Origin of the sequence: Herbidospora solisilvae (assembly GCF_009901565.1) — a bacterium.
Lineage (GTDB): Bacteria > Actinomycetota > Actinomycetes > Streptosporangiales > Streptosporangiaceae > Herbidospora > Herbidospora solisilvae.
The window spans coordinates 345,775-364,072 of sequence record NZ_WXEW01000005.1 but is presented as its reverse complement, the minus strand read 5'-3'; the positions used below and the strand labels follow the sequence as shown (position 1 = coordinate 364,072).

Sequence of the window (18,298 nt, the reverse complement as noted above, 5' to 3'; positions counted from 1 at the left end):
ATCAAGCCTAGGCGTTCCGGCAGCACGATCCGCCGCCCGGGGGGCACCTGTGGATAACGATCGAAAACTAGCGGCCGATGATCAGGGACATCGCCTCGGCGCGGGTCTTGTCGTCTTCGCGGAAGATGCCGCGGACCGCCGAGGTGATCGTCTTCGCGCCCGGTTTGCGGACGCCGCGCATGGTCATGCACATGTGCTCGGCCTCGATGACCACGATCGCGCCACGGGGCTTCAGGACCTCCATGAGGGCGTCGGCGACCTGGGAGGTCAGCCGCTCCTGAACCTGGGGCCTGCGGGCGTAGAGGTCGGCCAGCCGGGCCAGCTTGGACAGCCCCGTCACCTGGCCCTTGTCGTTGGGGATGTAGCCGATGTGGGCCACCCCGTGGAAGGGCACCAGGTGGTGTTCGCACGTGGAGTAGATCTCGATGTCGCGCACCAGGACCATCTCGTCGTGGTCGGCGTCGAACACCGTGGTGAGGACGTCTTCCGGCTTCTGCCCGAGCCCCGCGAACTGCTCCGCGTAGGCTCGGGCGACGCGCGCCGGGGTCTCGACCAGGCCCTCACGGCCCGGATCTTCGCCGATCGCGATCAGAATCTCGCGTACGGCCGCTTCGATCCGGGCGCTGTCGACCTGGAGAGGCTTGCCAACCACTGTTTTTACGCCTCGTCCTTTTGGGGGGCGGGCTGCGCCACAGGGGAGCCGTTGCCGGACGCGATGGCGGGGGTGCCGTGGCCGTTGGCCGCCGCGACCTCCTTGGGAGTGATCACCGGAGGACGGTCGGAGGGCAGCCGCTTGCCGTAGCCGGCGTAGGAGGGGCGCTTCTCCCTGACCACGATCGGGCTGAAGATCTCCAGCACCTGCTCGCGGGACAGGGTCTCCTTCTCCATCAGCTCCAGGACCAGGTTGTCGAGCACGTCACGGTATTCAACCAGGATCTCCCAGGCCGCGTCGTGTGCCGACTCGATCAGGCGGCGGACCTCGTCGTCGATCGACGACGCGATCTGCTCGGAGTAGTCGCGCTCGTGGCCCATCTCGCGGCCGAGGAAGACCTCGCCGTTGCCGGAGCCGAACTTGCGGGCGCCGAGCTTCTCGCTCATGCCGTATTCGGTGACCATGCGGCGGGCGATGGAGGTCGCCTTCTCGATGTCGTTGGACGCGCCGGTCGTGGGCTCGTGGAAGACGAGCTCCTCGGCCGTGCGTCCGCCCAGCAGCATCGCGAGCTGGTCGTTCATCTCGGAGCGGGTGGCCAGGAACTTGTCTTCCATCGGCAGCGTCATCGTGTAACCGAGGGCGCGGCCGCGCGACAGGATCGTGATCTTGTGGACCGGGTCGGAGTTGGGCAGCGCGTGGGCCACCAGGGCGTGGCCGCCCTCGTGGTAGGCGATGATCTTCTTCTCCTGGTCGGACATGACCCGCGACTTGCGCTCGGGGCCGGCCATCACGCGGTCGATCGACTCTTCGAGGATCTCCATCGTGATGAGCTTCTTGTCCTGGCGGGCGGTCAGCAGCGCCGCCTCGTTGATCACGTTGGCCAGGTCGGCGCCGGTGAAGCCGGGCGTGCGGCGGGCGATGACGTCGAGGTCGACGCTGTCGTCGAACGGCTTGCCGCGGCCGTGGACCTTGAGGATGCCCTTGCGGCCCTCGAGGTCGGGACGGTCGACGGTGACCTGCCGGTCGAACCGGCCGGGACGCAGCAGCGCGGGGTCGAGGATGTCGGGCCGGTTCGTCGCGGCGATGAGGATCACGCCGCCCTTGACGTCGAAGCCGTCCATCTCGACGAGGAGCTGGTTCAGGGTCTGCTCGCGCTCGTCGTGACCACCGCCGAGGCCCGCGCCTCGGTGACGGCCGACGGCGTCGATCTCGTCGATGAAGATGATGGCGGGGGCGTTGGCCTTGGCCTGCTCGAACAGGTCGCGGACGCGGCTCGCGCCGACACCCACGAACATCTCGACGAAGTCGGAGCCGGAGATCGAGTAGAACGGCACCCCGGCCTCGCCGGCGACGGCCCTGGCGAGCAGCGTCTTACCGGTTCCGGGCGGGCCGTAGAGCAGGACGCCCTTGGGGATCTTGGCGCCGATGGCCTGGAACTTCGCGGGTGCCTGCAGGAACTCCTTGATCTCGTGGAGTTCCTCGATGGCCTCGTCGGCGCCGGCCACGTCGGCGAACGTGGTCTTGGGGGTGTCCTTCGTGATGAGCTTGGCCTTCGACTTGCCGAAGTTCATCACCCGGGAGCCGCCGCCCTGCATCTGGTTCAGGAAGAACAAGAAGAAGAGCACGATCAGGATGATCGGCAGGAAACTCAACAGCAGGGTGACGAAGAAGTTCTCCTTGGGAACCTCGACCGTCCACCCGTTCTTCGGGTTCGCCTTCGCGAGGGCCTCGGTGATCTGAACGCCCTGACCGGTCACCCAGGAGGCCTGGATGCGGTCGGTCGACTTGGTGCCGACCTGAATGGGCTTGGCCAGGGTCACCTGCGCGACCTGGTCTCTGTCGGTCACTTTGGCGCTGACCACATTGCCGCTGTTGATCTGCTGGAGAACAGTGGAGGTGTCGGCGGTGGTGTAATTGCCGCCGGTGTTCATCAACGTCGTGACGAGCAGCAGAAGCACGACGATGCCCAGGATCCACAGCAGTGGCCCACGTGTAAATCGCTTGAGATCCATCCGATGCGGAACCCCGGCGGGCCCGTCCCTTCCTGACCAAGGCCTGGCCCCCTTTGGGTAAAGGGGGTCGCGGCACCCTTTGCCGCTCCTTCTGACTACCCAGGGCCGCCCCCGGGTTATCAGAAGGTACACCGAGCCGCCGGTGAGGGTCACCGCCCGGCAGGCTCGGGCATTGCTCATCCAACGTACGTCAGGGACAGGCGTGTTCCCTTCGCGGAGAGCAAATATCAAGCCTCCGGAGGGGCCACTTCGCTCAGGGCTTATTCGCCGCCATAGACATGTGGCGCCAGAGTGCCGATGAATGGGAGGTTTCGATAGCGCTCGGCGTAGTCGAGCCCGTAGCCGATGACGAACTCGTTGGGGATGTCGAATCCCACGTATTTGACGTCAAGGGGGACCTTCACCGCGTCGGGCTTGCGGAGGAGGGTGCAGATCTCCACGGACGCCGGGTTGCGCGACTGGAGGTTGTTGAGCAGCCACGACAGAGTCAGGCCCGAGTCGATGATGTCCTCGACGACCAGCACGTGACGGCCCGCGATGTCGGTGTCGAGGTCTTTCAGCACCCGCACCACACCCGACGACTTGGTGCCCGCGCCGTAGGACGACACCGCCATCCAGTCCATCTGGACCGGCACGTGGAGCGCGCGGGCGAGGTCGGCCATCACCATGACGGCGCCCTTCAGCACCCCGACGATGAGCAGTTCGTGGCCCGCGTAGTCGGCGTCGATCTTCCCGGCGAGTTCCCTGATCTTGGTCTGGAGCTCGTCCTCGGAGATGAGGACCTTGGACAGGTCTCTGCCCATGTCGGCTGCGTCCACCTGCGAATTCCTTACGAGAGGGAGCTGGTGAACATCAGCCTGCCATATCGGCGCACCACACCCACCCCTCCGGGTAGGTCCACCCCCTTCTGCCCCGTCCAGCGGGTGATCAGCCGCTCGGCCTCCTCGATGTGCACGGCCGCGAGCGCCGAGGGCGGCGACCCGGCGGCGACAGCGGCCCGGTGGATCACCCGGCGGCGTACGGCGGCGGGCAGTTCGGCGAGCAGGGCGGTGGACAGGCCGGTGCCGAGGTCTCTCGCTTCGGCGTAGACGCGGTCGGCCCAGTCGTCGAGGGCGTCGGCGTCGTCGCGGCAGAGCCGGGCGGTGCGGGCCAGTGCGTCGGCGATGCCGGGGCCGAGGTCGGACTCCAGGAGGGGCAGCAGGGTTTGCCGCACCTTGACCCGGGTGAACCTCGGGTCGTCGTTGTGGGGGTCGTGCCAGGGGATGAGGCCGAGCGCCGCGCAGGCCTCCTCGGTTCTGGTACGGCTGACGCCCAGCAGCGGCCGCCGGTAGACGCCCGAGACCTCGGCCATCCCCGAGAGCGAGCGGGCACCGCTGCCGCGGGCCAGTCGCAGCAGCACGGTCTCGGCCTGGTCGTCGCGGGTGTGGCCCAGCAGGACGACGGCTCCGAGGCGGGCCGACACCTCGTCGAGGGCGGCGTAGCGGGCGATCCGGGCCGCCGCCTCGGGGCCTCCCAGGGTGCCGACCTGGACCGTCACCGCCTCGGCGACGTCGAGGCCCAGGCTGGGCGAGAGCCGTACAAGATCATCGGCTCTTGACCGGGAACCGGGCTGGAGGTCGTGGTCGACGGTGACCAGCCCGGCGCGGAGGCCGAGTCGCGGAGCGACGAAGCCGAGGCAGGCGGCCAGGGCCAGGGAGTCGGCGCCGCCGCTGCAGGCGACGAGCACCAGGCTGCCCTCGTCGAGGTCGGAGAGCGATTCGCGGATCGCGCGGCGGACGTCGGCGACCGCCGGATGAGGACCCATCAGGCGGACTTGTGGTCGGGCTCCAGCGTGTTGGTAGCGAGGACCCGGCGCATCCACGCGTGGGGATCGGCGATCTCCTGGCGGGTGGGCAGGGTCTCGGGGGAGGTCCAGACCCGGTTGAAGCCGTCCATGCCGGCCTCCTGGACCACGGTGGTCACGAAGGTGGAGCCCTCGGCGTACTGCTTCATCTTCAGGTCGACGCCGAGCAGGCGGCGGATCACCTGGTCGACGCGGGAGCCGCCCGCGCGCCGCTGCTGGAACTTGGCCCGGATGTCGGCCACCGAGGGCACCACGCTGGGGCCGACGGCGTCCATCACGTAGTCGCCGTGGCCCTCGACCAGGGTCATCACGGCGGTCACCCGGTCGAGCACGGCCTTCTGCTCGGGGGTCTGGATGGCCTCGATCAGGTTGCCCTCGCCGCCGCGGAAGGCGTCGGCGACCGCGTCGGTCACGTCGCGCATGCGGCCGAGGAGGGTCGACAGGTCCATGTCGGAGATCGTGAGGAACTCCTTCATCTGGGCCTGGAGGTACTCGCGCAACCACGGGACGCCGGTGAACTGGACCCGGTGGGTCTCCTCGTGGAGGCAGACCCAGAGGCGGAAGTCGCGCGGGTCGACACGCAGCTCGCGCTCGGTGTTGACGATGTTGGGGGCCACCAGGGTGAGGCGGCCGGTCGGGGCGTTGCCCTCGGGGTCGGGCGGCAGGAACAGTTCGTACTGCCCGAGGACCCGGCTGGCCAGGAAGGCCAGGACGGCGCCCACCTCGACGCCGGTGATCCGGGAGCCGACGGCGCTGACGATGGCCGGCATGTTGCCGACCTTCTCGGACAGCGGTTCGAGGACGACCTTGAACCCCTCGACGTTGGCCCGGATCCAGCCGGGGCGGTCGACGACGGTGGCCTCCTCAGGAGGCGCCGAGTCGATCCCGGTGAACTCCTTGACGTGGACCTCGGCCTCGCGCGACAGGCGCCGAAGCTCGCTGACGGCCTGTCTGGCCTCTTCACGACTCACCTGTGGCCCCGGGCGGACGAGCCGGACTCCGGTAGCGACGGCGAGATCCCAGTCGATCACCTGCATGTTCACCACCGTATGTCGTCGGTTCAGGCGGCGCGCGAGACCAGGGTCGCCAGCCGGTCGAGCGCCTTGACGGTCTTGCCGGGGTCGGTGACGCCGTTGGCCATGAACGCGAAGCTCAGCAGCCTTCCGTCGGCGGTGTGGACCAGGCCCGTCAGTGTGTTCACTCCGTCGAGCGTGCCCGTCTTGGCCCGGACCAATCCGGCGCCGGCCTTCGAGTCGCCGTCGCCGTAGCGGCCGTGGAGGGTGCCGGTGAAGCCGGCGACCGGCATTCCGCTGATCAGCGAGTGGAGCTGTGGGTGTTGCGGGGAGGCGCCGAGCGCGACGAGTTTCGCCAGCGCCGCCGGGGTGATCTTGTTGGCGGTCGACAGGCCGCTGCCGTCGTGGACCTCCACGCCCTGTGTGACGCCGAGGCGGGTCAGCACAGCCCGGTAGGCCTTGGCCTGGCCGGCGTAGGTGTGGGGCTGCTTCTCGGCGATGGCCACGTGGCGGCCCAGCGCCTCGGCCAGGTCGTTGTCGCTCTCGGTGAGCATGCGCTCGACCAGGGCGTAGACCGGGGCCGACTCGACCCGGGCGAGCTCCTGGCCGGGCTGCGCGGCCTTGACGGGCTTGATGGTCTTGCCGACCTTGATGCCGTATTTGGCGAGGAGGTCGCCGAACGCCCTGGACGCGTCGGCCGGCGGGTTCGCCGAGCGCGGGGCGTCCTGGCGGGGCACCACGCGGCCCTCGTCGATGGCCAGCGCGGTCACCGGGGAGGCGCTGCCCTCGGGCACGTAGGTCGGCTTCCAGCCGGGGGCGGTCACCGGGCCCTGGAAGAGCGAGGCGTCGTAGGACAGGGTGACCGACTTGACCCCGGCGGCCTTCAGGGCCTTGGCGGTGCGGGAGGCCAGCGTCTGGAGGCTGGCCGCGCGCGGATAGTGGTCGCGGGGGTCGGCCTTGGGTCCGGCCAGGGTCGGATCGCCGCCGCCGACCAGAACGATCTTGCCGGGGGCGGTCTGGACGACCGTCGTGGCGAACGTCACATCGGCGCCGATCGAGGCCAGCGCCGCGGCGCCGGTGACCACTTTGGTGGTGGACGCCGGGGTCAGCGCGGTGGTCGAACCCTCATCGAACAGCGTTTGCCCGGTTTCGGTGTCGATGACGGTACCTGCGACCTTGCCACCGATTCCCGGGTCACCCATGGCGTCACGAAGGAGGGTGGTCAAAGTACTCTTAGCCGGGAGAGGGCCGTCGAGCGCGGCGACCAGAACAGGCGGTGCCGTGACGATCGGTGTGGGGGCCGGTTTGGGGGCCGCGGCCTGTATCGGAATCCGCTCGGTGCCGTTGACCACGAGGTAGACGCCAGCGGCGATGACGAACATCTGTAGCAGCGCGAGGGTGGCGACAACCACCCAACGCTCGCGTCGCACCACGTGACCTCTCCCTAGTTACGCCTACGAGACACTAACGCCACTCCGGGACCACTCGGATGGCTTGAGCGGAGGAAATGGCAGTGGAGTTCGACGTTGTCGTTGAGATACCCAAAGGGCAACGCAACAAATATGAGGTGGATCATGAGACCGGCCGGATCAGACTCGACCGGATGCTCTTCACGTCCACTCAGTACCCTGCCGACTACGGCTTCATCGAGAACACCCTCGGCGAGGACGGCGACCCCCTCGACGCCCTCGTCCTCCTCCAGGAACCGACCTTCCCCGGGTGTCTCATCCGCTGTCGCGCCGTCGGGATGTTCCGGATGACCGACGAGAAGGGCGGCGACGACAAGGTCCTCTGCGTTCCCTCACGTGACCCCCGCCAGGAGCACATCCGCGACATCCACCATGTCCCGGAGTTCGACCGGCTGGAGATCCAGCACTTCTTCGAGGTCTACAAGGACCTCGAGCCCGGCAAGTCGGTCGAGGGCGCCAACTGGGTCGGCCGGACCGAGGCCGAGGCCGAGATCGAGCGCTCCTACAAGCGCGCCAAGCACTGATTCAGCCCGGTCTCGTGGCGCCGACGTAGTCGGGCCGCCACATCGACGCGATGCGGACCACGTCTCCCGTCTGGGGGGCGTGGACCATCAGGCCGCGTCCGATGAACAGGCCGACGTGGTGGATCGGGTCGCCGAAGAAGACCAGGTCGCCGGGGCGCAGGTCGTCGGACTCGACGTGCGGCCCGGCGGTCCACTGCGTGCCGGTCCAGTGGTCGAGGGGCACCCCGGCCCGTTCCCAGGCCCGCATCGTCAAGCCTGAGCAGTCGAAGCTCTCCGGGCCGTCGGCCGCCCACACGTAGGGCTTGCCGAGCTGGGCCAGCGCCCACCGGGCCGCCTCCCCACCGGCGCCCCCGGCGGTGAGCGCCCAGGCGGGAGCCGCCCTGGCGGCCCCGAGCCGGAACCCGGCCAGGTCGAGCCGCTCCTCGATCTCCCGCTGCTCCCTGCGCAGTTCCCTGGTCTCCGCCAGTTGCGTCTTCACGGCCTCCTCCGCCGCCGTTTTGAGACGCTCGGCCTCCGCCGCGGCCCGATGGGCCTCGTCGAGCATGTCGGCGGCCTGGTTCTGCAGGATCCGGAGCACCTCGCGGCTGTCGTCGAGGCGGTCGATGACGGCCGCGCGCTCGTCGCCGATCTGGGTGACCAGGCTGGCCCGGCGCATCAACGCGTCGGGGGCGCCCGGCAGGGCCATCATCGGGTTGGCGAGGTCGACGCCGTAGGCGTCCGCGGCGAGGGCGGCGGCCCGGCTCCTGGCCTCCTCGACGGCCTGCTCCGCCGTCTTCAGGTCACTGGTGACCTCGGCGTGCTCGGCCTGGGCCCGCCGTACCGTGACGAGCTCGCCGTTGTAGGCCTCGATGAGGCGTTCGGCGTCTCTGACGAGCTCGCGGCGGCGCTCCTTGGCCCGCGCCAGCTTCACCTGGTGGCGGGCGAGCTCCCGGACCTGCGCGCTGATCGTGTCGCGGGGGCCCGGCGTCGCGGCGGCCGCGCCCGGCGTCCCGGCCAGCAGACCCGCGACCACGAGTGTCGCGGGCAGCGCCCGTGACCTGCGATTCGGCATGCGCAAGCCCATTCCCGCAGGTCACTCAAGGAACACCGGCCCCAATTGCAAATACGTTCACATGAGTTTCAGCAACCGCGCGATCCAGGGGCGCATGCCCGTGGTCACCGGGTCGGGGCCGCGCGGATAGGCGAAGACCGGGGCGTCGCCGCCGTGGGTGGCCCTCAGTTCGGCCGCCTTGCACCAGTCGGCGGCGGTCCGGCAGGCCGCCCACGCGACCGACAGGGCCGGACGGGCCTCCGGGTGGCGTTCGTGGATCTGCGCCAGGGTGATGGCGGCGTGGGCGGCGGCATAGCCGTCGTCGGGGTAGGCGGTGCCGGCCAGGTAGGGGGCGGTGACCCTGCCGCCGTGGGGGGTGCTCTGCACCCACGTCCAGTTGGCGACGACCAGGTTGAGCACGGGGTCGGGGAGGCGGGCGGCCTCGCCGTACATGCGGTCCTGGCGGGGGCCGGTCAGGCGGCGCGGGGAGAGCAGCCAGGCGACGTCGTCGGGGGTGTGGGCCTCGGCCAGCCAGGTCAGGATGGCCAGGGCCCTGGCGGCCTGGAGGCGGCTGAGGTCGAGCACGTCGCGGAGCATCCGGGGCCCCGGGTCGAGCCAGACCGGCCAGGCCGCCTCGTGGGCCTTGGTGACGAGATCGGCCAGGCGCGCGGGCGGCAGATCGGGGTAGACCCGGCGATCACGAACGGCAAAGCCGTCGGCGGCCATGGCGTTCGTCCTTCACGTGCTCGTGCTCATGGTCGCTGTCGTCGGTCTGGGTGGTGGAGGCCAGTTCGAGGTCGACCGGTTCGGGCGCCGGGGTCACCGTGGCGACCGGGGTCGGCGACGGGCGGGGGCCCGGCGGGCGGGTGTGCGGAGGTTCGCCCTGGGCGGTCCTGGTGGGACGCGGTCGGGGCACCACGGCGCGGGCGGGCCTGGGGTAGCGGACGCCGAGCACGGTCGGGCGGGGACGGGCCGTCGCGCTCTCCGGCGACTCCTCGACGGGGTCGAGGGTGCGGACCGGCGGCGGCACCTTGGGCGGCACCTTCGGCGGATAGTCGCTGACCGTCGCGGCGGGGGTGTAGAGCCGGGCGGTCGGCGCGGCCACGCCGGCGCGGTTCTCCATCGGCTCACCGGTGACCTGCATGACCAGCACGACCACCACGGCCGCGGCGGCCACGGCGGCCAGCGCGCCCACGGCCAGGTGGCGCCCGCGCCGGACCCGGGTGCCGGGGAAGCCGTCGGGATCGAGGGGCCCGGCCCGGCGGGCGACGTAGCGGCGGTAGGCCAGCAGCTCGGGGTCGATGAAGCAGCTCATCACCCGTACGCGGACCGTGTCGGGCATGACCGGGAGGGGCAGCAGGGCGAAGACCTTGCCGGCCGAGACCTGGCGGGCCCGGTGGGGGCGGCAGGTCTCGCAGCTGAAGATGTGGTTGACCACGCGGGCGCGACGTTCGTCGGGGTCGCCGCCCTCGGCGTCGGCGACCAGGACCGACCGGGCCGGGCAGTCGCCGGGGTCGCGGCGGGCCAGCACCTCGGCGGTGATCGCGTCCTGCAGCCGGAGCGAGGCCGACTCGCGCAGGGCCTCGGCGTGGCGGGCGCTCAGCCCGAGCACCGTGCCCAGGTCGGCGGCGGCCAGGCCGTGGCGCAGGGACAGTTCGAGGATCTCCCGGTCGTCCGGGGGCAGGCCGTGGACGGCGTGCCAGGCGGCGGCGTCGGGGGCCTCCTCGGGTTCGGCCGGCGAACCGGCCTGCCATCTGCGGCGGCACTCGGCGCGGGCCAGCGCGAGCAGCCAGACGTAGAGGCGGTCGGGGTCGCGCAGGGCGTCGACGTGGGCCTCGGCGGCGATCATCGTGTCGCGTAAGGCCACCTGGGCGCCCTCGGGGCCGAGCATGAACCAGCAGAAGCGATAGACGCCTTCGGCGTGGGCGTCGTAGAGAGCCGCGAGAGCACCCGGATCGCGGGCGCGCAGGGCCTGAACCAGATCGCGATCGGTCATGTCACCGAAGGTAATGGATCCGTAACTTGGAGTTCAGGCTTTCCGTTGCATTCTCCGCCGCTATTTTCCCGGCAATTCTCCACCGAGCGGAACGCCTTCGAAGTCGGCCGGAATTCGCATCCCCAATTGGGCGAAAACGGTCGGCGCGACGTCCACGAGTTTCGCCTCGTGGCGGCGTTCGTGCCGGATTCCGGGGCCCGCGGCGAGCAGGAAGATCTGGAGCTCCTCCGGCGAGAGGCCGCCGTGGCCGCCCTCGTCGCGGTGCCCGTGGTCGGTCACCACGATGACCGACCACTTCTCGTTCCGGTACGTCGGCCGCCGCCTGACGGCGTCGACGAGGCGCCCGATGCCGAGGTCCATGGTGTCGAGCGCGGTGACGTACTCGGGGCCGAGAGGCCCGTGCTTGTGGGCCACCTTGTCGGGGTTGACCAGGTGCAGGAAGACGACGTCGACCCGGTGGCGGGAGATCAGGTCGGTCATCCGGCGGATGATCATCTCGTCTTTGAGGTGTTCGGCGTAGTCGACGCCGGGGCGCAGGGTGGCGTGCCAGTCGACCTGGTGGAGCAGGCCGGTGTCGAAGAAGGTCCGCCAGAGGGTGACCGCCAGGGTGTCGAGGTCGGGCCGCAACCTTTCCAGCCGGGTCAGGAAATCGGGATATCTCGTGTATTGGCGTCCGGCAAAGGTGTTGTCGCGTACGCCATGCTTTTCCGGATTGACGCCGGTGAGAATGGTCGACCACGCCGGGCCGCTCAGCGATTTCACGCCGGGGGCCAGATCGAGTTGCCCGGTGGCGTAGAGGCCCTCGCTCATCAGGGCGCGCAGATAGGTCGCCCCGGTGGTGAGCACGCGGTCGGTGCGCACCCCGTCCACGCCGATCACCAGGACCTTCGGCACCGGCTTCGGCGGGGGCGGTTCGACGTGGCTGACCGGCCCGCAGCCGAGCGCCACCACGATGGCGAGGGCCAGCGAGACCCGGACGGCCGGAGCACGGCCGTGGCACGCGCGGCGAATCCGCCTGTAAGACACCGCCCCAGCCCATGGGCGAGGTCTCACGCCAGCCCGCCGGCCACGATCGCCAGGCCCGCCGCGGCTGCGGCCGAGGCGCCCAGCGCGAGGGTCACCCCGGCGCAGACCATGGCGGTCTCGACCACGCCCCGGTTGATCGACCGGGGGTGGTCGTCGGCGATCTCGCGCAGCGCCCGCACGCCCATGACCAGTGCGCCGATCGCCAGGAAGACGCCCACGCCGCCCAGGAACAGCAGCGGGAGCGAGAGGTAGCCGAGCCGGGCGGTCCAGACGACCGAGGTGTACGGGGCGTCGCGCCGCGCCACCGCCGCCTCGACGAGGGCCCAGGAGGTCATGAGGTCCTTCGTGGAGGCGGTGCCACGCCCGAATCGCGGTGTAGGCCGTACTTTGAGGTTCTTCATGGCAATCGCCCCCGGAAGAAAGATCGAGCCTTATTCGGGGGAATATCACGAACGCTGAGTGATACCTCCGCGACGCGCGGTTTCTTGGTGATTCACGGAGTCAGCCCGACGGACGCGCACCCCTCGGTGAGCGCGTCGAGGCCGAACGCCTCGGCCGGGCCGAGCGCGCCGATGCCGCCCACCCCGCCGACCAGGGCGTTCGTCGCGCCCCAGGCGAGCAGCCTGGCGGTGAGGTCGTAGGGGTCGCCGCCGTTGAGGCGGACGGTGGCGAGGAGGGTGCCGTCGTGGGCGTAGGCCTCGGCGATGGTCTGGGAGGCGATCGGCTGGGCCTCCTGGTTCGCCGAGCGGGCCGCCCGCTCGGCCATGGCCGCCATGAGCCGCCTCGACCCGGGCAGCGCCCTCAGGATCGGGGTGGCCCTCGCGAAGACGCCGGCCGCGCGGGTCAGGCCGCCGAGCCAGCCCAGGTAGACGTTGACCTCGCGCAGCCGGGGGTGGGTGCGCGGCAGGGCGAAGTGTTCGCTGGCCCCCATGGCGATGCCGTGACGTCTGCGCGCGCCGAAGGCGAAGGCCCGGGTCCGGCCCGTCTCTCGGACGATGCGGCCGTCGCGGAAACCGTACATGGGTTCGAGGATCATGCTCAGCGCGGAGGCGCGGGTTCCGGCACTGGCCCTCTTGGCCACGTTGCCGCGCAGGAAGTAGCCCACGTCGACCCGGACCGCGTCGTTGCCGGCCTTACGGAGGGCGAGGGCGGCGGCGAGGTTGCCGGGGACGTAGTCGTACCCGAAGGCGGGGATCAGGGTCGCGCCCGCCGCGGCCGCCTCGGGGCCGTGGCGCTGGAAGACGCGCTTGACGAACGGCGGTTCGCCGGTCGAGTCGAGGTAGACCGCGCCCGCCTCGACGGCCGCCATGACCGCCGCGTCGCCCCACCGCAGGAACGGTCCCACCGTGGAGACCAGCACGTCGCCGGGTTCGAGCAGGCGCGCCACCGAGCGCGGCCTGGTCGCGTCGGCCACCGCCGTGGGCGGCGTGCCCGGCAGCGAGGCGGCGAGATCCGCCAGCCGGGCGGGGTCCCGCCCGGCCAGGAGAGGCTCGGCGCCCAGCGCGACCAGCGCCTTCGCCGTGAGCCGCCCGGTGTAGCCGGTGGCGCCGAACAGGACGATACGGGGGGTGGTCATGCCATTACCGTAACCTCAGCGGTTCACGGCTTCTGTTCGGTGATGACGGTGTAGCCCCGGTCCTTGGCGAACGGCGCGGTCTTGGGGGCCTGGGTGAAGATCGGCGCGGCCCCGCCGGCGGCCAGGTCCTCGTAGGGCTTGGCGGTGGCGCCCCACGTGCGCGCCGTGACGGCGGTGGCGGCGGCGACCCCGGCGCTGACGCTCTCGACCGTGATGATGAACCGGCGGCTCGCCCCCGGCCGCACGTCGTCGACGAAGGCGGTGCCCCCGCCGATCAGCTTGCCAGCGGCGTCGCGCAGCAGCCCCGTCACCACCAGGCTCCCGGCCGGCCGCGTGTAGGGCGACTCGACGTAGCCGGTGATCAGGTAGGACGAGGCGCCCAGCTTCTCGGTCGACACCCGGGTCACCGGGAACGTCTTGTACGCCGACGGCACCCGCGCCGCCTGGTGCCACGAGGCCGGCTTGTAGTCGATCTTGACGCTGACCGGCTTCTCGACCGCCAGCGCCTCACCGGTGAACGCCAGCGACCCGCCGGGCGCGACCGCGTCGAGCGGCTGCTCCATCCGGACGACCTCCTTGCCGGCGGCGTCCTTCCCGGTGATCGTGGCGACCGCGTTCTCGCCGAAGTGCCACTTGTTGCCGTTGTTGAGCACGGCGGCCCAGTTGACCAGGTAGCCCCCGCTGGCCTGCACGACCGAGGAGGTCTGCTCCTTCAGTGCGAGCGGGGCGAGTTCGGTCTTCTTGGTCTCCTCGTCCCCCGAGCACCCGGAGACCAGGAGCGTCACGGAGAGGAACGACAGGGCCAGGGCTGTCATACGGTGCGTCACCAGGCCGTGATAACGCGTACGTGCGGCCCCGTTCACCTCGACCCGCCAACAGCGGACCCAATCTTTAACGCGCGCGGACGACCCGCCCCTCGTCCCAGACGGGCTCTGACGATTCGTAGACCTTCCCATCGGCGCCGAAGACGAGGTAGCGGTCGAAGTCGGCGGCGAACCAGCGGTCGTGGGTGACCGCCATGACGGTCCCGTCGAAGGCGTCGAGGCCCTCCTGGAGCGCCTCGGCGCTGGCCAGGTCGAGGTTGTCGGTCGGCTCGTCGAGCAGCAGCAGCGTCGCGCCCGACAACTCCAGCAGGAGGATCTGGAGACGGGCCTGCTGGCCGCCCGACAGGGTCTCGAAGCGCTGCTCGGCGATGGTCCCGGCCAGCTCGTAGCGGGCCAGGATCTTCATGGCCTCGTTCTTCAGCCGGGCGTGCTCGGTCATCACGATCTCGCACGGGGTGCGCTTCATCAGCTCGGGATGCGAGTGGGTCTGGGCGAAGTGCCCGGGGACGACCCGGGCGCCCAGCCGGGCGACGCCGGTGTGGGCGACCTCCTCGCCGCCGAGGAGCCGCAGGAAGTGGGACTTCCCGGAGCCGTTGGAGCCCAGCACGGCCACCCGTTCGCCGTACCAGACCTCCAGGTCGAACGGCTTCATCAGGCCGGTCAGCTCCAGGCCTTCGCAGATGACCGCCCGCTTGCCGGTGCGGCCGCCGCGCAGCCGCATGTTGATGTTCTGGTCTTTGGCCGCCATCTCGGGCGGGCCCGCCTCCTCGAACTTGCGGAGCCGGGTCTGGGCCGCGTGGTAGGCGGCCGACATGCCGTCGTTGTAGGTGGCCTTCTGCTTGAGCATGTTGACCAGGCGCTTCAGCTTGGCGTGCTCCTCGTCCCAGCGCCTGCGCAGCTCGTCGAGGCGCTCGTTGCGCTCCCTGCGGGCCTGGGCGTAGGTGGTGAAGCCGCCGCCGTGCACCCAGATGTTGCCCGACTCGACCGTGACGATGCGGTCGGCGGCGTTGGCGAGGAGCTGGCGGTCGTGCGAGACCAGCAGGACCGTCTTCGGGGTCTCCCGGAGGACCTGCTCCAGCCACTGCTTGCCCGGCACGTCGAGGTAGTTGTCGGGCTCGTCGAGGAGGAGGACCTGATCGGGGCCGCGCAGCAGGGCCTCCAGGACCAGCCGTTTCTGCTCCCCGCCGCTGAGGGTGTTGACCTCGCGGTACTTGCAGTTGTCGTACGGGATGCCCAGCGCCGCCATCGTGCAGGTGTCCCAGAGGACCTCGATGTCGTAACCGCCCGCGTCGGTGTAGTCGGTGATCGCCTGCGCGTAGCGCATCTGCGTCTTCTCGTCGTCGCGCTCCATCATCAGGAGCTCGATCTTGGCGAGGTGCTCGGCGGCGTCTCTGACGCGGGTCGGGGCGACCGACAGGAGCAGGTCGTGGACGGTCCGGCCGTCGCGGATGCTGCCGATGAACTGGCGCATCACACCGAGGCCGCCGGAACTGGCGACCGTGCCCTCGACCGCCTGGAGGTCGCCCGCGATCAGCCGCATGAGCGTCGTCTTGCCCGCGCCGTTGGGGCCCACGAGGGCGGCCTTGACGCCTTCGCCGATGCGGAAGGAGACGTCGTTGAGCAATGGCCGGCCGTCGGGCAGGACATGGGTGATATGGGCGATCTCGACGTGGGCCATGCGGTCGAGGGTATTGAGACGGGAGATCGGGTGCCAACACTTATCCGGACGGAACTGAGCTGACCGATTTGCCGGTTATGTCTGTTATGAGATCTGTGCTTATCACCGGGTCCACCGAGGGCATCGGCGCCGAGAGCGCCCGTGTCTTCGGCGCCCAGGGCGACGACGTGATCGTGTCCGGGCGCGACGCCGCCAAGGGCGCCATGGTCGTCGACGACATCGTGCAGAACGGGGGCTCGGCCAGGTTCGTGCCCGCCGACCTGACCGACCTCGACGAGCTCCATGACCTGGCCGCCGAGGCGGGCGACGTCGACGTTCTCGTCAACAACGCCGGGATGGCGCCGGTCTCCGCGACCGTCGGCCAGGATCCCGAGGTCTTCGAGAAGACCCTCGCGCTCAACCTCAGGGCGCCCTACTTCCTCACCCAGGCGCTGGTCCCCGGGATGATGGAGCGCGGGCGCGGCGCGATCGTGAACATCTCGACCATCGCCGCCGTGGTGGCCGTGCCGTTCCTGTCGGTGTACGGCGCCACCAAGGCCGCCATCAACGAGCTCACCCGCACCTGGGCGGCCGAGTTCGCCGACCGGGGCGTGCGGGTCAACGCCGTCGCGCCCGGCCCGGTGGAGACCTCGATGTACCACAGCCTGGGCGAGCGGGCCAAGGAGTTCGACGAGGGCACGATGCTGCACCGCGCCGCGGCGCCCAAGGAGATCGCCGAGGTGGTGGCGTTTTTGGCGTCCGACAAGGCGTCGTACATGACCGGGGCCGTGGTGCCCGTGGACGGCGGCGGCTCCGCGCTCTGACCCGGCAGGGTTGACCGACCCGTCCGGTGGGATGATCTTTCGCGTGGAATTAGCCAGACATGAACGTGTTCGCCGGTTCCTCGAACGCCCGGCCGTCCAGCGTGCCGTCGTCGTCCTCATCGTCGTCAACGCCATAACCATCGGCTGCGAGACCAGCGCCACCCTCATGGCCCAGGTGGGCTGGTTGCTCGTCACGATCGACCACATCGCCCTGGCCGTCTTCGCCGTCGAGATCCTCGCCCGCCTCTACGCCTACCGCCGCGACTTCTTCACCGACCCGTGGAACTGGTTCGACCTGATCATCGTGGTGGTCGCGCTGGTCCCCGCGTCCGGGCCGACATCGGTGCTCCGGGCGCTGCGCATCCTGCGCGCGCTGCGACTGGTGTCGGCCGTGCCGAGCATGCGGCGGGTGGTGAGCGCGCTGCTCACGGCCGTGCCGGGGATGGCGTCGATCATCGGGCTGCTGCTCCTGATGATCTACATCGCGGCCGTGATCGCGACCAAGCTGTTCGGCGAGATCGCGCCCGTGCGGTTCGACGAGCTGCCCGACTCGCTGTTCACCCTGTTCCAGATCATGACCGGCGACGACTGGGGCACGGTCGCCAAGGAGGTCATGGAGCACAAGCCGTGGGCCTGGGTGTTCTTCATCTCGTACATCCTGATCTCGACTTTCGTCGCCCTGAATCTCTTCATCGCCGTCGTGGTCAACGCCATGAACGACGCCGAACCGTCGCCGTCGGAGGAGCTGGCCCAGGCCGAGCTGGTCGAACTTCGCGAAGAGGTCGCCGCACTCCACGCCAAACTCGATCTTCTTCTCGAACGCGGAACCGTACGCCGCCGCTGAGCGTTCTGGCGTGCGGCCGAGACGTCCAACTCGACAGGAGAAATCGTGGTCTTCAAACGGATGCTGAGCGCATTCGGCGTCGGCGCCCCCTCGGTGGACACCGTTCTGCACACCCCCCGCACCCAGCCCGGCGGCGCCCTTTCCGGCGAGGTGCGGATCAAGGGTGGAGAGGTCGACGCGGAGATCGAGCACATCACCCTCAGCCTCGTCGCCCGCGTCGAGATCGAGCACAGCGAAGGCGAGAGCAGCGGGTTGCGCGAGTTCTTCGGATTCCCGGTCTCCGGGCCGTTCACCCTCCGGACCGGCGAGGAGCGGACGATCCCGTTCCAGCTCCCGGTGCCGTGGGAGACGCCGATCAGCGAGGGCCTGCGCGGCATGGCGGTCGGCGTGCGCACCGAACTGGCCATCGCCAAGGCGGTCGACAAGGGCGACCTCGACATGATCGAGGTCGCGCCGCTGCCCGCGCAGGTGCACGTGCTGGAGTCGCTGTCGCGGCTGGGATTCCACTTCCGCTCGGCCGACCTGGAGGCCGGGCACATCGCCGGCTCCCGCCAGACGCTGCCGTTCTACCAGGAGATCGAGTTCACCTCCCACCAGTACGGCGAGATCGAGGTGACCTTCATCTCCGACCCCCACCACCTGGAGATCGTGATCGAAGGCGGCCACGACACGATCGGCCGCTTCCCCACCACCCACCAGGAGGCCCTGAGCACCGACTGGACGTCGGTCTTCGGTGACTGGCTGGCCCAGCGCTCCTACGGCCACCACGGCGGTCACTACAGCCACGGTGGCGGCATGGGCATGGGCGGCGTGGTCGCCGGGGCCGCGGCGGGCGTCGTCGGCGGCATGATCCTCGGCGAGGTCGTGGAAGAGGTCTTCGAGGACGTCTTCGAAGAGGAGTGACCGACCCGACGGACGGCGGCCGCCTGCGCTGGTGGCCGCCGTTCGTCCATTCTGCGAGCCGAGAACCACCCGGACAGGGATCCGGGCCGATGACCGACTCTGGCG

At 70.1% G+C, this 18,298-nt stretch carries 18 protein-coding genes; 4 read left to right on the top strand and 14 right to left on the bottom strand.

The annotated features are described in order from the left end of the window. Window positions 1-67 precede the first annotated feature (67 nt). The 6 genes from folE to dacB all read right to left on the bottom strand — a co-directional run bounded on the left by folE (window position 68) and on the right by dacB (window position 6,950). The gene (gene folE / locus GT755_RS18580; RefSeq protein WP_030452947.1) at window positions 68-652 is read right to left on the bottom strand and encodes a GTP cyclohydrolase I FolE; all 585 of its coding nucleotides are present in this window, start codon (window positions 650-652) and stop codon (window positions 68-70) included. 5 nt (window positions 653-657) lie between these two features. Next, the gene (gene ftsH / locus GT755_RS18575; RefSeq protein WP_161480945.1) at window positions 658-2,664 is read right to left on the bottom strand and encodes an ATP-dependent zinc metalloprotease FtsH; all 2,007 of its coding nucleotides are present in this window, start codon (window positions 2,662-2,664) and stop codon (window positions 658-660) included. Between the two features lie 260 nt (window positions 2,665-2,924). After that, on the bottom strand, window positions 2,925-3,482 hold the full coding sequence (gene hpt / locus GT755_RS18570) for a hypoxanthine phosphoribosyltransferase (protein WP_030452945.1): 558 nt from the start codon (window positions 3,480-3,482) through the stop codon (window positions 2,925-2,927). A gap of 11 nt (window positions 3,483-3,493) precedes the next feature. Further along, window positions 3,494-4,471 (bottom strand): tRNA lysidine(34) synthetase TilS, encoded by a 978-nt coding sequence (gene tilS, locus GT755_RS18565; protein ID WP_161481202.1) that lies wholly within the window; start codon window positions 4,469-4,471, stop codon window positions 3,494-3,496. Next, window positions 4,468-5,544 carry a zinc-dependent metalloprotease gene (locus GT755_RS18560; protein ID WP_202610194.1) on the bottom strand — a complete coding sequence of 359 codons (1,077 nt, stop codon included), beginning with the start codon at window positions 5,542-5,544 and terminating at the stop codon, window positions 4,468-4,470. Before GT755_RS18560 ends, tilS begins: the two co-directional genes overlap by 4 nt. A 23-nt stretch (window positions 5,545-5,567) precedes the next feature. Next, window positions 5,568-6,950: a D-alanyl-D-alanine carboxypeptidase/D-alanyl-D-alanine endopeptidase gene (gene dacB / locus GT755_RS18555; RefSeq protein WP_328794405.1), complete on the bottom strand. Its 1,383-nt coding sequence runs from the start codon at window positions 6,948-6,950 to the stop codon at window positions 5,568-5,570. 83 nt (window positions 6,951-7,033) lie between these two features. Between dacB and GT755_RS18550 the strand changes: the two genes are divergently transcribed. After that, a complete protein-coding gene (locus GT755_RS18550) occupies window positions 7,034-7,513 on the top strand; it encodes an inorganic diphosphatase (protein WP_030452941.1) in 480 nt (159 codons plus the stop codon). A 1-nt stretch (window position 7,514) separates the two neighbouring features. Here GT755_RS18550 and GT755_RS18545 read toward each other — a convergent pair whose 3' ends face one another. The 8 genes from GT755_RS18545 to GT755_RS18510 form a co-directional block, all read right to left on the bottom strand. After that, on the bottom strand, window positions 7,515-8,564 hold the full coding sequence (locus GT755_RS18545) for a C40 family peptidase (protein ID WP_161480944.1): 1,050 nt from the start codon (window positions 8,562-8,564) through the stop codon (window positions 7,515-7,517). A gap of 57 nt (window positions 8,565-8,621) precedes the next feature. Further along, window positions 8,622-9,269 carry a hypothetical protein gene (locus GT755_RS18540; RefSeq protein WP_161480943.1) on the bottom strand — a complete coding sequence of 216 codons (648 nt, stop codon included), beginning with the start codon at window positions 9,267-9,269 and terminating at the stop codon, window positions 8,622-8,624. After that, the gene (locus tag GT755_RS18535; RefSeq protein WP_161480942.1) at window positions 9,241-10,539 is read right to left on the bottom strand and encodes an RNA polymerase sigma factor; all 1,299 of its coding nucleotides are present in this window, start codon (window positions 10,537-10,539) and stop codon (window positions 9,241-9,243) included. The genes GT755_RS18540 and GT755_RS18535 overlap by 29 nt, the downstream gene beginning before the upstream one ends. Before the next feature lie 60 nt (window positions 10,540-10,599). Further along, entirely contained in the window at window positions 10,600-11,565 is a 966-nt protein-coding gene (locus tag GT755_RS18530) for an alkaline phosphatase family protein (RefSeq protein ID WP_161480941.1), read from the bottom strand. Window positions 11,566-11,588: 23 nt separating this feature from the next. Beyond that, window positions 11,589-11,900 carry a hypothetical protein gene (locus tag GT755_RS18525; RefSeq protein ID WP_161480940.1) on the bottom strand — a complete coding sequence of 104 codons (312 nt, stop codon included), beginning with the start codon at window positions 11,898-11,900 and terminating at the stop codon, window positions 11,589-11,591. A gap of 158 nt (window positions 11,901-12,058) precedes the next feature. Further along, window positions 12,059-13,141 (bottom strand): saccharopine dehydrogenase family protein, encoded by a 1,083-nt coding sequence (locus GT755_RS18520; protein ID WP_161480939.1) that lies wholly within the window; start codon window positions 13,139-13,141, stop codon window positions 12,059-12,061. Window positions 13,142-13,164: 23 nt separating this feature from the next. Beyond that, the gene (locus GT755_RS18515) at window positions 13,165-13,968 is read right to left on the bottom strand and encodes a hypothetical protein (protein ID WP_328794404.1); all 804 of its coding nucleotides are present in this window, start codon (window positions 13,966-13,968) and stop codon (window positions 13,165-13,167) included. A 64-nt stretch (window positions 13,969-14,032) separates the two neighbouring features. Continuing rightward, a complete protein-coding gene (locus GT755_RS18510) occupies window positions 14,033-15,643 on the bottom strand; it encodes an ABC-F family ATP-binding cassette domain-containing protein (RefSeq protein ID WP_161480938.1) in 1,611 nt (536 codons plus the stop codon). A gap of 86 nt (window positions 15,644-15,729) precedes the next feature. Here GT755_RS18510 and GT755_RS18505 point away from each other — a divergent pair, with 86 nt between their 5' ends. The 3 genes from GT755_RS18505 to GT755_RS18495 are packed head-to-tail and all read left to right on the top strand — an operon-like array spanning window position 15,730 to window position 18,193. Further along, entirely contained in the window at window positions 15,730-16,446 is a 717-nt protein-coding gene (locus tag GT755_RS18505; protein WP_202610192.1) for an SDR family NAD(P)-dependent oxidoreductase, read from the top strand. Window positions 16,447-16,489: 43 nt separating this feature from the next. Further along, entirely contained in the window at window positions 16,490-17,290 is an 801-nt protein-coding gene (locus GT755_RS18500) for an ion transporter (RefSeq protein WP_328794403.1), read from the top strand. Between the two features lie 45 nt (window positions 17,291-17,335). Beyond that, complete coding sequence (locus GT755_RS18495; RefSeq protein ID WP_161480935.1) at window positions 17,336-18,193, top strand: sporulation protein; 858 nt, start codon at window positions 17,336-17,338, stop codon at window positions 18,191-18,193. Window positions 18,194-18,298: the final 105 nt, after the last annotated feature.